The organism is Kribbella sp. NBC_00662, assembly GCF_041430295.1.
GTDB lineage: Bacteria > Actinomycetota > Actinomycetes > Propionibacteriales > Kribbellaceae > Kribbella.
Genome location: NZ_CP109029.1, coordinates 7,502,287 through 7,514,756 on the forward strand (window position 1 = coordinate 7,502,287; position 12,470 = coordinate 7,514,756).

Below are 12,470 nucleotides of genomic sequence, written 5' to 3' on the forward strand. Positions count from 1 at the left end.
GCTCGCCGGGTGGGGGCCGGGCCTGGGGATGCGCTCCCTGCGGCTCGGGCGGCTCCCCGGTCCGACCGGGACCGCGATCCCGAGACGCCGGGAACCCTTTGGGCGCACACTTCGGGTATGACCACCACCGCGACGAGCCGACGGGGCCGTGTCGGCACGCGCGTCGGCATGCTGGTCGGCCTGCTCGCGGGCTTCGTGGTCGCCGAGGTCGCGGTCGCCGTCGGCTATCTGCTGGCGATCGGCTGGGGCTGGCATCAGCTGGTCGACTCGTTCATGGTGACGAACGGTCTGATGGCGCTGACGTTCGGTCTGTGCGGCGCTGTCATCGCTTGGCACCGGCCGTCCAATCCGATCGGCTGGCTGTTCCTCGCGGACGGGATCGGCCATGCGACGACGCCGCTGGCCGGTGCGTTCGCGCAGTACCTCGCTGAGAACGGGGCCTCGATCGCGGCTCAGCGGGTGTTCGTCACGATCTCGATCGCCGCCTGGCCTTGGTCGATCGGGTTGTTCCTGCCGTTGGCGCTGCTGCTGTTCCCGACCGGACGTCTGTTGTCGCCGCGATGGCGGTGGGCGGCGATCGGGATCATCGCGACCGCACCGTTGTTCGTCGTCGAGATGGTCGGCAGCGGTGATCCGATCTCGCCCGGGCTGCCGCGCGGTTACCTGGCGATTCCGTCGTACGACTCGCTGCAACCGCTCTGGACGGTCGCCGAACTTCGCAACCTGGCCGCGATCTTGCTGGCGGTTGTCTGCCTGACGATCCGCTACCGGCGTGCCGATGAAAAGGGCCGTCGGCAACTCTTGTGGTTGCTGCTGGCATCGGTGATCGCGATCCTGTTCGTCACGCCGTGGGCCTTCGTCGCCGGTACGCCGATCCTTGTGCTGCTGGCGATTCCGCTGATCCCGATCTCGGTGGCGGTCGCGATCGTTCGGTACCAGTTGCTCGACATCCGGCTGGTCATCTCGCGTGCGCTGACCTGGGGACTGTTGTCGTTGGTTGCCATCGGCAGCTACGCGGTCCTGGTGGCACTGCTGGATTCGCTGATCACCTCGCAGGTGGGGCGGTCCGCGGCGGTCACGGTGTTCGTCGCGTTGATCATCGCGCCGGTACTGCCGCGATTGCAGCAGCTCGTCGACCGGGCGCTGTACGGCGATCGTCACGACCCGGCCCGGGTCGCGTCGCGGGTCGGCGAGCAGTTGTCGGCCGGGCTTCCCGGGGTCGTCGCCGCGATCCGGTCCGCGCTCCGTCTCCCGTACGCCGCGTTGACGGTCGACGGCGCGGTGATCGCGATGGATGGCAGACCGGGTGAGGTCGTGGCGGTCGAGCTTTCGTACGGCGGCGAGGTGGTCGGATCGCTCGACGTCGGGTTGCGCTCCGGCGAGTCCGGCTTGTCCTCGGCGGACCGCAACGTGCTCGCGCTGGTCGCCGTACCACTGGCCGTCGCCGTCCACGCGACCCGCTTGTCAGCCGAACTCCAGACCTCCCGCGAAAAGCTGATCTCCGCCCGCGAAGAGGAACGCCGCCGCCTCCGCCGAGACCTCCACGACGGCCTAGGCCCCACCCTCACCGGCATCGCCTTCTCCGCCGACGCAGCAGCCAACCTCATCACCACTGATACAACTCAGGCTGTAGACCTTCTGACCAGGTTGCGTGCGGACACGCGGACCGCCATCGGCGACATCCGTCGACTTGTCGACGACCTGCGACCGCCGGCGCTGGACGAGCTCGGACTCGTCGGAGCACTTCGGCAACGAGCCGACCAGCTGTCGTACCGCGCCGACGGTGCCACGATTCGCGTCGCGGTCTCGGCCAGCGGGTTGCCGACGTTGCCGGCCGCGCTGGAGGTCGCGGCGTACCGGATCGCGACCGAGGCGCTCACCAACGTCGTACGGCACTCGCGCGCGACGTCCGCTGTACTCGCCCTCCGCTGCGGCAACGACCTCGAGATCGAGGTGACCGACGACGGCCCGCCGAACGGCGCCTGGCATCCCGGCGTCGGCCTCCAGGCAATGCGCGAGCGGGCCGCCGAGCTCGGCGGCAAGTTCGAAGCCGGCCCCACGCCCCGAGGCGGCCGCGTCTGCGCCCGCTTCCCGCTGGTCACGCTGGAGACCCGATGAGCATCCGTGTGGTGTTGGCAGACGACCATCCCGTGGTCCGAGCCGGCCTGGCAGCGCTCCTCACTTCACTCCCGGGCATCGAGGTGGTCGGCGTCGCCTCGACCGGCCGCGAGGCGATCCGCGAGGTCATCACCAGCCGCCCGGATGTCGCCGTACTCGATCTCCAGATGCCCGACCTGGACGGCTTCGCCGCGACCCGCGAACTGGCACGCTCGGCGCCGGACACCGCCGTACTCGTCCTCACGATGTTCGAAGACGACGACTCGGTCTTCGCCGCCATGCGCGCCGGCGCCCGCGGCTACCTGGTCAAGGGCGCCGAACAAGAAGAAATTGCCCGAGCCATCCGTGCAGTCGCGGCCGGCGAAGCCATCTTCGGCCCCGGCGTCGCCCGCCGCGTCCTCACGTTCTTCTCCGCCCCACCACCCGCCGCCGAACCGTTCCCCGAACTCACGGCCCGCGAACGCCAGATCCTCGACCTGATCGCCGCCGGCCTCTCCAACCCCGCCATCGCCGACCGCCTCGACCTCGCCTCCAAAACCGTCGCCAACAACGTCTCCACCATCTTCACCAAACTAGGCATAGCCGACCGAGCCACCGCCATCATCCAAGCCAGAAACGCCGGCCTGGGCACTACGGGAGAGCGTTGAGGTAGCGGTTGCCGATGGTTCGGAGGTGGGTGAGGAGTTCGGGTGGGCCGTCGACGTGGAAGTCGAGGCCGAGCATGCCGATGTAGACGGCGACGATCTCGAGGGAGTCGGCGCCGGTGACGAGGACGCAGGTGTGGTCGTCGATGGATTCGACAATGCCTACGGCGGCGTGGATGCGGGACAGGACTTCCTGCGCGGGGGCGTCGACGGTGATGCGGGCGTGGACCTTCCAACCGGTGGTCGCGACGTCGCGCAGTACGAAGTCGGTGTAGTCGTCACCCGGCATCGGGCGGGCCTGGTAGCGGCGACCTGTTGCCATCCGCAACGACATCCAGTCGACGCGGTAGGTCCGCCAGACCGACTGCTCGTCCCGCGCGACGAGGTACCAGTAGCGCTGCCAGCTGACCAGGCGATAGGGCTCGACCAGGATCGGCAGGTCCTGGACGACGCCGGATCCCGCGCCGCGGGCCGGGCTGCCGGGTGCGACGGCGTACTCGAAGCGGAGGTAGTGCTCGTCGCGGATGCAGGCGGCGACCGTCGCGAGTACGGCGGGATCGATCTCGGGATCCGCCACGTTCGAGCCGGTGTTGTCGGGGCCCTTCTCCATCGCTCGGTGGATCGCGTTGACCTGACGCTGGAGGCGGTGCGGGAGGACCTGCTCGAGCTTCGTCAGCGCGCGCGTGCTGCTCTCGGCCATCCCCATCACCCCGGCGCCGGTCCGCAGGCCGACCGCGACGGCGACCGCCTCCTCGTCGTCGAGGAGCAGCGGCGGCAGCTTCGCGCCGATGCCGAGCTGGTAGTGGCCGGACGGGCCGCGGGTCGCGTCGACCGGGTACCCGAGCTCGCGGAGCCGATCGATGTCGTTGCGGATCGTCCGCGTCGTCACCTCGAGCCGCTCGGCCAGCTCGCTGCCGGTCCAGGCCGGCCGGGTCTGCAGCAGGGCGAGCAGACTGAGCAGGCGCTGCGAAGTCTCGAGCAAAATCAATCTCCCAATTAGGAATCTAATGTTCCTATACGGATTCTACGGTAAACCCATGAGCGCAAACGAGAGCATCCAGTCCTTCACCGTCAACATCGACCAGGCCGACCTGGACGATCTGCAGGCCCGCCTGGCGCGGACCCGGCTGCCCGAGCCCGCTCCCGGCGACGACTGGGACCTCGGCACCCCGAACCACTACCTCCGCGAGATGGTCGACCACTGGCAGAACAAGTTCGACTGGCGCGAGCAGGAGGCGCGGATGAACGAGTTCCCGCACTACCTGACCGAGATCGACGGCCAGACCATCCACTTCATCCACGTACCGTCTGCGGTCGAAGGCGCGACGCCGCTGCTCCTGCTGCACACCTACCCCGGTTCGTTCGTCGACTTCCTCGACATGATCGGCCCGCTCACCGACCCGGAGTCGTACGGCGGATCCGCCGAGGACGCCTTCTCCGTCGTGGTCCCGTCGATGCCGGGCTTCGCCTTCAGCACGCCGCTGGTCGACCGGGGCTGGACGATGGCCCGGGTGGCGCGGACGTACGACACGCTGATGCGCCGGCTCGGCTACGAGTCGTACGGCGCGCACGGTTCCGACGGCGGCGCGATGATCTCGCGGGAGCTCGGCGTACTGAACCCGGAAGGTTTCCTCGGACTGCACGTCCTGCAGCTGTTCTCGTTCCCGTCGGGTGACCCGACCGAGTTCGAGAAGTTCACGCCGGAGGACTTCGCGGCGCTGGAGCACCTGAAGTGGTTCCAGTCGGTCGGCGGGTACAACGCGATCAACTCGACCCGCCCGCAGACCGTTGCCGTCGGCATCTCCGACTCGCCGGTCGGGCAGCTGGCGTGGAACGAGCTCTTCAACAACTTCGGCAACGGCACCAGCCTGGTCAGCCGCGACCAGATCCTGACCGAGGTCTCGCTGTACTGGTTCACCAACAGCTCGGCCGCGGCCGGCCGGTACCACTACGAAGAGGCGAACTCCGGCGCCGAGCCGCAGATCAACCACGCGCCGACCGGCGTCGCGGTGTTCGCGGACGACTTCAAGACGATCCGCCCGCTGGCGGACCGCGACAACACCAACATCGTGCACTGGTCGAACTTCGAGAAGGGCGGCCACTTCGCCACCCTCGAGTGCCCGAACGACGTGACCGCCGACCTGCGGAAGTTCTTCCGCAGCCTGTGAGTTCACCGGGCCGGCTCGCTCTCGGGCGAGCCGGCCCGTTCAGCTTTTCAGCTCGATCTTGCCGATCACCTTCGGCCCGACGGTGTCGAGCACGAGGATGCCGTCCTGGTAGAAGTTGCTGACGTACATCCGCTGGCCGTCCGGACTGACGGCCAGTTCCACTGTCACCCCCAGGTCGTCGGTGAGTGATCCGACGACCTGATGCTTGCCCAGGTCAACGATCCGGACGACGTCGTCCGAGCCCTCGGTGCCGAGGATGTAGAGCTTCTCGCCGTCGGACGCCGCGATCCTCGACGCAGCCGGCACGTTGACCGGTGTCGGGCGGGTCGTCTCGACGTTCGTGTTGATCACCGCGTACGAGGTGCTGCCGATCGCGTACAACATTCCGTCCGGCCCCGGCGCGAGGTCACGCGGTTCGGAATTGATCTTGATCGGCGTCCGCGCGGGCTGACGGGTCTTCGTGTCGATCACCGCGACGACGTTCGCGCCGCCCGCGACGTACAGCCGCTCACCCTTCTCGTCGACGGCGATGTCCGCCGGATTCGGTCCGCTGGCCAACGGACCACCGACTGTCTGCATGGTCTCGGTGTTGACCTCGGTGATCGTCTGGCTCTTCTGGCTGAGCACGTAGACACGGTGGGCGGCAGCGCTCGCCGTTATCTCGGTCGGCTCAGGCGCGACAGCGATCGGCTGGCCGACGACCTTCCACGCGGCGACGTCGATCACCGAGATCGTGCCGGAGCCCGAGTTGGCGACGTACAGCATCTTCCCGTCCGGGGAGAGCGCAAGTCGGCTGGGCTGGATCCCGACCCGGAGCGCGTCGCCGACCTGTTTGCGGGTCGTCGTACTCAGCTTCAGGATGCGCGCGTTGACGATGTCGGCGGCGTAGAGGAACTGGCTGTCCGGGCTGACCGCCAGGCCGACCGCGATCGGAGATCTCGTTGCAGGCGGTACGACGGCAACGACGACGCCGCCGAGGACTGCGGGTGCGACCAACGTTGCCGCCAACAACCGGCGTCGCGTGGGAAGGATGGTCCCGGCCGGTCTGATGACACCGACGAGGCCGAGCAGGAGCCACACCGCGAACAGGACCAGCAAGCGTGCGGTGGGCCCTCCCATCGGGTTGAAGAGTCCGATCCAGACAACGAAGCCGCCGAGCACCCAGCCTGCGAAGAACGGTCGTCCGAGGTTGAACAGCGGACAGGCCAGCGCCAGCTCGGCGCCGAGAATGCCGAGGACGACCGGGGTGAGGCGACGGGTGAGGTCCGGCTGCAGGAGGTGCGGTCCGCTCCGAGAAGCGTCGACCACGATCAGGAGGACGATGATCGCCGCGGCGGCACCCAGCAACACGAGCCGGAGCTGGGGATGCGGTTCTCCTGGGCGCCATCTGGTGAACGCCACGACGCCTGCCGCGAGCCAAGCACCATGCGCGGCCGCGGCGAGGTATCCGGGAAGGTTTTGAAGTCCAGTCGGGATGAGATTCGTCAGCCAACTGGTCAGCACCAGAGCACTCACAAGCCCCGGAACCGAAAGGCCTGCAACGAACGCCGTCCCCGCCTCACGGAGCCTCAGCTGCGCGATCACGGCGGCAGTCAACACGACCGCAACGGCAATCGAGTACCACGAAGTTTGCAGCGCCGCGGACGCGATCGCGAGCCCGGCGGCCGCCACCGTCAACAAGAAGACCGGCCGATCGACCGTCGGCAGCCGCACCCGATCCCGCCAACGCCGTACCGTCGCCTTCGCCGCACCACCGAACGTCGGCCCGGCCGCGCGCCGCCGTACCATCGGTGCTGCGACTGGCTGCGGCCTGGCCGGCGGCGGGGCGTCGAGGTAGGCCTGCGCGGTGTTGGAGATCGTCCTGCTGTCGTCGTTGGTCAGCTCTTCCAGCTTGGCGCGCGCTGTCTGCCGGACATCCTCATTGCTTGCCTGGAGCAACTGTCCGAGCTCCTGGAGCCCGGCCTCGCGCAGCGGTTGCAGCGGACTGTCCAGGTTCGCGGTGATCCGCGGCGGCAGGGTCCATTGCACGTTGGCCGCGATGACGGTCCGCCCCTCGACGTCGGCGAACTGCTTCGGCCGCTGGCTCGGCTGCTCGGCAACGACGGCGTCGTACACATAGCGATAAAGCTCGTCGGCGGTGATGTCGCCGTCCGAGTCGAGATCGGCCGCACCGCTGCGCAGACCCTCCACCACGTGGCGTGTGAACACCGATTGCGCCGCCTCGCCGTGGATCTCGCTGCCTTCGAACGCGTACTGACGAGAGTCCGTGGCCGTCAGCACGATCCGCCCTCGACCACCGAGCTCGGCCTTCGTGTGGATCGCCGCGTCCGACTTCGCGAACCGTTCCACGGTGTACGCGCCGGCGTAGCAGCAGTCCAGGATCAGGATCTTCTGCCGCGCCGGGCTGTCCTCGACGGCCTCGTCGATCATGTGTGCCGGCAGCGCGCTGAACCGCAGCCGCTCGCGTTTGGTGTTCTTCATCGCCAGGTACAGCCGGCCGTTGTCGTCCTTCAGACCGTGGCCGCTGAAGTACAACAACGTCAGGTCGTCACGCTCGGCCGTCGCGTAGAACTCGCCGATCGCTTCGCCCACCCGACTCGTCGGCTCGTTGATCAGCACCTGTACCTCGAACCCGGCGATCGCAGGATCCTCGAGTACGTCGGCCAGCGCCTCCGCGTCCTGCGCCGGCGTCGTGAGTCGGCGCAACCCGGCGTCCTCGTACTCGTACGTGGCCACCAGCAAGGCCCGTCGACGCCCCACGAGTCAGCTCGCTTCGTGTTTGCGGAGGAACGCCTCGATCAACCGCGCCTTCTCCTCGGTCGATGCCGCGTCCACCTCGATCGAGTCCGCCCCGATCGTCAACGTCACGCGCTGCTGCGGGCTGCGCCGTACCAGCCAGTCTTTGAGAATCGTGACCAGCACCGACACCATCCCGCCGGCGCCGCCCAACGCGATCGCCACCTGACCGGCGACAGCGGCGTCCCCCTTACTGCCTTCGGGCGCGACAGTTCGTACGTCGCGGGTGTCGAACTCGCCCAACTCGCGCCGCAACTGCCGAATCCCCCGATCCGCGAACTCCGGATCGTCGTCGACCAACCCGACCTGCACCCAAACCCCCACAGAACCCTCCCAGGATCGCGACTCATGATCCCGGGTCGGGCCGTGGTTCCGCAACGTTCGGTAGCCATTTGCCGACGCAATGCAGGGAGCCCGGAGTGCTCACGCACCCCGGGCTCCTTTGGGCTCCGCCCTTCTGGAGGGACGTCCGGGCAGAGCTTCCTCGTCGGGCTCGACCTCAGACCCGTCGGCGCTCCCACCAGTTCTGCCGCAGCCCCCCGAATCCACAACGAGCCACCGGCCGCCGAAGGCCTTCCCGAATCCTGCGCCCCATCGCGATCCCTTCCCCCCGGGCCGACCCCCCTCAGCCCCACCACAAACGCTACGCGCGCCGGTTCGCCCCGACAACGCCCGAGCCGCCGTTCAAACGTGTGACTACCGAGGGCGATCGAGGAACTCCTCGAGCAACGCAGCCCGCTCGTCGAACGTCGGCCGCTCCAACTCGATCGAATCGTCCCCCAACGTCACCACGATCTTCCCCGGACTCTTCCGCCGCTGGATCCAGTCCCGCAGTACGGCGACCAACGTCGGCACCACCCCACCCGCCCCCACCAACGCCACCGCGATCGCAATGGACCCATCATCCTGAGCCAGCCCACCCGCATCCTTCACGTCCTGCGTAGGCAGCCCCTCCCCCGCCAACTCCTTCCGCAGTTGCTGAACCGCCTTCACACACCGCTTCTCGTCCATCCCCGCGTCCGGAACGACCCGAACCTCAACCCACCGCGGCTCACCCATCCACCACTCCCATCAGTTGCCCCAGGCCCCCTGTGGATAACTCCCTCACGCGTCCGTCCTCAACTCCTATTCTGCTGAAAACCCCACCGAAAGGCCCTCCAATGCCCCTCGAGGACACCGAGCCCATCTCCCTGATCACCCCCACCACCGCCGCCGAACTCCTCCCCCACATGCTCACCCGCTTCCGCCTCGGCTACCAAGACCCCCTCATCTTCGGCACCACCAAACCAGAAGCCGTCCTCATCCCCTACACCCTCTGGCACACCCTCAGCCCTGTGGATAACTCAGGTCCCGATCAACGCTGAACTCCTATCCTGATGACGATGCTCCACGCACTGGAAGGACAACGATGGACTCCGAAGAAACGCCGTACCTCCTCCCCGACGGAGACCGCGTCTGGGTCATCAGGACGTCCACCGCAGGCGGCCTCCTCCCCCAGATGCTCGAACGCTTCCGCGCCAACAACCCCGAACCCCTCATCTTCGGCGACGCCGGCCAACCAGAGGCCGTAGTCATCCCCTTCGACGTCTGGCGCCGCCTCGACGCTTTGGCTACTGACGAGGAAGGGTTCGACGCGACCTACGCAGTAGTCCGTGAGCGGCTCGCTGAGCCCGGTCGGTCGATACCCATCGAGGATGTCGCCGAGGAACTCGGCCTGAACCTCGACGAGCCGATCCCTGACTCCGAACTGCCGAAGCCGCAATGACGCAATATCGCCTGCTTGTGCGTGAGGAGGTACTGAAACAGTTAGCCGTACTACGGCACGCGGCGCGTACACGACCCGGCGGCCTGCGCGATCGTGAGTTCCGCACCCTGGAACTCGGCCTTCGCGCGGTCGCCCACGGTCAAGAAGAGGCCTTCTCTGGCAAGCGCCTCGGCTTCACCACTCACGACCTCAGCGACTGCGCCGAGATCAAACTGTCCGCCATCCCGGAGTCCCACGGCGACCGCGAGCTCGGGCCCTCACACCGCCTCATCTACCGCGAGTTCGAGGCTGAGGATGGCGGACTACCGTACCGGCAAGTCATTGTATTCGAGCCCCGTAAAGACGACCGCCCTTTCGAAGTCGCCGCCGTCCGCCTCGGCCGCCACCGAGGAGTCCGCCTTCACGACGTCAAGCCAGTCGTACGCACAGAACCACCCGCCCCGATCCGCCTGGCGCTCCCCGCTGACATCCGCATCGCCCTTGCCGCAGCATCCAATGTCGCACCAGCCTCCGGCGCCGTCAGATGTTCAACGCCTGCCGAGCAGCCACGCCGCGGTCCAACCCAAGGCGGCCGTCAGGCCGGCCGCGAGCCCCAGTAGGTCAAGCCTCTGCGTCGACATTCAACACCCGTGGCGCCGGGATCGAGCTGCGGGAGCAGCACGGCCAGCCGCCGGGCAGACTTCAATTGGAGGTCCGACGCATCGCCACGAGCATGCGACTATCGTGAAGCCTGCGACGATCGAGTCCGGAGAACGCCGTGAGCGGACAACGGAGGGACACGACACCAGATGGACACTGCCCAATCCACCGAAGAGCGCATGACGGAAAGACGAACTTCGCTTCAACTATGCGCGGGTGCGGGTGGATTGGCACTTGGCCTCGAATGGGCTGGCTTCGACCCTGTTCTGCTGGTCGAGAAGCGCCCTGTTGCCTGTGAATCGCTGCGACTAAACCGGCCGGGCTGGGACGTACGGGAAATGGACCTCCTCGACTTTGATCCGGTCGAGCATCAGCAGTCCTATGATGTCGACTTGCTCGCGGCTGGACTTCCGCGCGTGCAGGCGAGCGCCACCGTTCATCGCCGCCGTGGGAGTCAGCTCGAACTTGAGCTTATTGAAGCCACGATCCTGTTAATGCACGGCGTACAGCCTCGCGCAGTCCTCATCGAGAACGTTCCGGACCTGGTCACAAAAGACGCTTTTGCGCCGATCCGTGCGTTCATCGACCGGGAACTCGAGCATCTCGGTTACCGGTATAAGTGGTCGGTAGTCAATGCGGCGGACTATGGAGTTCCACAGGATCGAAAGCAGGGACTCTTGGTCGCCTTCAAGGAGTCTGTAATCGACGCATTCACCGAACCTCCCCGCAAGCTGGATCCTCCAACTACGGTCGGTGCGCTTCTTGAGGAGTCCATGGCGTCGCGCGGCTGGAGCGGGGCATCGGCTTGGGCAGCGCAGGCCAATCGAATCGCCCCGACTCTCGTGGGCGGCTCCTGGGAACGCGGGGGCGCCGACCTTGGACCGACAGGGACCAAGGCCGCGTGGGCCAGGATGGGCGTCGATGGCGGAACCGTGGCTGATGATGTACCCGGGGCAGACTTCGAATGGCGGCCAGCCGAGGGCCGTCGCGGCATGGTTCCGCTGACCGTCGAGCAAGCAGCGCTGCTTCAGGGATTCCCCCCAGACTGGCAGTTCGCCGGACGCAAGACCGCAAGATATCGACAGGTCGCACACGCATCGCCTCCGCCGGTCGGAGAAGCAGTCGGCCGAGCCGTTCGGCGAGCGCTGGATGCGTGTTGACGAGCTAGGGCTGCCGAACAGGAGATAGGATTCGACGCCATGACAGCCGTCCAGTCAGAACTCTTTCCCGCTGCGGACGTGCAGCTGGTGGATCTCTTTGCCGGACCTGGCGGGCTGGATGTAGCGGCGCGATGGCTGGGCGTGAAAGCCCAAGGGATCGAGTGGGATCCAAATGCGTGCGCCACGCGCCGGGCTGCCGATCTTCTCACCACCGAGGGTGACGTCCGACTGTCCGAACCCGCAGACTTCCCCGGCGCATCCATCCTCGCGGGCGGCCCGCCGTGCCAGACTTACACCGTCGCCGGCTCGGGCGCAGGCCGCCGGGCACTGGATCAGGTGCTTGCATTCGTCAAGCTGATGGCGGCGGGCGAGGACGTCTCCGAGGAACTGACCAAACTGGATGACGAACGCACTGGACTGGTTCTGGAACCGCTCCGATGGGCTCTGCAGGCCGTGGAACGACGGAAACCGTTCGATGCAATAGTTCTGGAGCAGGTGCCTGCGGTACTGCCCGTCTGGCACGCCGTGGGCGAAGCGCTCGAAGGCCGTGGTTACAAGACCATCTGCGGGATCCTCCACACCGAAGAGTTCGGGGTACCCCAAACTCGTCGTCGAGCGATTTTGATTGCTCGACGCGACCGCAAGCCGAGTCTCCCCAGCCCGACGCACCGCCGTTATCGCAAGGGCGTTCCGCGGTCCGCCGGAGATCCTGACCTGCTGCCCTGGGAGACGATGGGTGATGCACTCAATCGCGGCCCGTTCGAGGTGATCTCCAACTATGGCACCGGCGGTGACCCGAAAGCTCGTGGTCGGCGCACATCAGGTGAGCCCGCTGCGACGGTCACCGGCAAGGTTTCGCGCAATCGCTTGCTGACTTCGGGCGCCAGCAGTGATCGGTTTACTCATGCCGAGGCCGGTCGGCTGCAGACATTCCCGGTCGACTATCCGTGGGCAGGGAAGGACATCGCCCAGCAAATCGGCAATGCGATTCCACCGCGCCTCGCGGCACATGTCCTCGCGGCAGCCTTGGATCGGGAACTTGACCACAACGCGCTCGACGCGGCGGTCAAGGGCAAATGGCTAACGGCAGATTGCGAGCAGCCACCGCTCGTACGTACGGTCTGACTCTTCCTGAACTTGCCTATGCCGCGATCCGAGGACGAGCTGTTCATCCGACGAC

12 protein-coding genes are annotated in these 12,470 nt (G+C 67.0%); 7 read left to right on the forward strand and 5 right to left on the reverse strand.

The window, feature by feature from the left end; translation table 11 throughout:
• Nucleotides 1-117: 117 nt before the first annotated feature.
• Nucleotides 118-2,118: a histidine kinase gene (locus OHA10_RS36950; protein ID WP_371403442.1), complete on the forward strand. Its 2,001-nt coding sequence runs from the start codon at nt 118-120 to the stop codon at nt 2,116-2,118.
• Nucleotides 2,115-2,765 carry a response regulator gene (locus tag OHA10_RS36955; protein ID WP_371403443.1) on the forward strand — a complete coding sequence of 217 codons (651 nt, stop codon included), beginning with the start codon at nt 2,115-2,117 and terminating at the stop codon, nt 2,763-2,765. Before OHA10_RS36950 ends, OHA10_RS36955 begins: the two co-directional genes overlap by 4 nt.
• Here OHA10_RS36955 and OHA10_RS36960 read toward each other — a convergent pair.
• The gene (locus OHA10_RS36960) at nt 2,749-3,744 is read right to left on the reverse strand and encodes a helix-turn-helix transcriptional regulator (RefSeq protein ID WP_371403444.1); all 996 of its coding nucleotides are present in this window, start codon (nt 3,742-3,744) and stop codon (nt 2,749-2,751) included. The genes OHA10_RS36955 and OHA10_RS36960 overlap by 17 nt on opposite strands.
• A gap of 55 nt (nt 3,745-3,799) precedes the next feature.
• Between OHA10_RS36960 and OHA10_RS36965 the strand changes: the two genes are divergently transcribed.
• On the forward strand, nt 3,800-4,930 hold the full coding sequence (locus OHA10_RS36965) for an epoxide hydrolase family protein (protein WP_371403445.1): 1,131 nt from the start codon (nt 3,800-3,802) through the stop codon (nt 4,928-4,930).
• Nucleotides 4,931-4,969: 39 nt separating this feature from the next.
• On the opposite strand, the gene OHA10_RS36970 is transcribed toward OHA10_RS36965, so the two are convergent.
• The 3 genes from OHA10_RS36970 to OHA10_RS36980 all read right to left on the reverse strand — a co-directional run bounded on the left by OHA10_RS36970 (nt 4,970) and on the right by OHA10_RS36980 (nt 8,785).
• The gene (locus OHA10_RS36970; RefSeq protein WP_371403446.1) at nt 4,970-7,690 is read right to left on the reverse strand and encodes a caspase family protein; all 2,721 of its coding nucleotides are present in this window, start codon (nt 7,688-7,690) and stop codon (nt 4,970-4,972) included.
• A gap of 3 nt (nt 7,691-7,693) precedes the next feature.
• On the reverse strand, nt 7,694-8,050 hold the full coding sequence (locus OHA10_RS36975; protein ID WP_371403447.1) for a hypothetical protein: 357 nt from the start codon (nt 8,048-8,050) through the stop codon (nt 7,694-7,696).
• Between the two features lie 372 nt (nt 8,051-8,422).
• The gene (locus OHA10_RS36980) at nt 8,423-8,785 is read right to left on the reverse strand and encodes a hypothetical protein (RefSeq protein WP_371403448.1); all 363 of its coding nucleotides are present in this window, start codon (nt 8,783-8,785) and stop codon (nt 8,423-8,425) included.
• Between the two features lie 101 nt (nt 8,786-8,886).
• Between OHA10_RS36980 and OHA10_RS36985 the strand changes: the two genes are divergently transcribed.
• Complete coding sequence (locus tag OHA10_RS36985; RefSeq protein ID WP_371403449.1) at nt 8,887-9,090, forward strand: hypothetical protein; 204 nt, start codon at nt 8,887-8,889, stop codon at nt 9,088-9,090.
• 44 nt (nt 9,091-9,134) lie between these two features.
• Entirely contained in the window at nt 9,135-9,491 is a 357-nt protein-coding gene (locus tag OHA10_RS36990; protein WP_371403450.1) for a hypothetical protein, read from the forward strand.
• A 50-nt stretch (nt 9,492-9,541) separates the two neighbouring features.
• Here the strand turns inward: OHA10_RS36990 and OHA10_RS36995 are convergent, their stop codons facing one another.
• The gene (locus OHA10_RS36995) at nt 9,542-9,676 is read right to left on the reverse strand and encodes a hypothetical protein (RefSeq protein WP_371403451.1); all 135 of its coding nucleotides are present in this window, start codon (nt 9,674-9,676) and stop codon (nt 9,542-9,544) included.
• A 603-nt stretch (nt 9,677-10,279) separates the two neighbouring features.
• Here OHA10_RS36995 and OHA10_RS37000 point away from each other — a divergent pair.
• Complete coding sequence (locus tag OHA10_RS37000; RefSeq protein ID WP_371403452.1) at nt 10,280-11,290, forward strand: DNA cytosine methyltransferase; 1,011 nt, start codon at nt 10,280-10,282, stop codon at nt 11,288-11,290.
• A 39-nt stretch (nt 11,291-11,329) separates the two neighbouring features.
• Entirely contained in the window at nt 11,330-12,415 is a 1,086-nt protein-coding gene (locus tag OHA10_RS37005; RefSeq protein ID WP_371403453.1) for a DNA cytosine methyltransferase, read from the forward strand.
• Nucleotides 12,416-12,470: the final 55 nt, after the last annotated feature.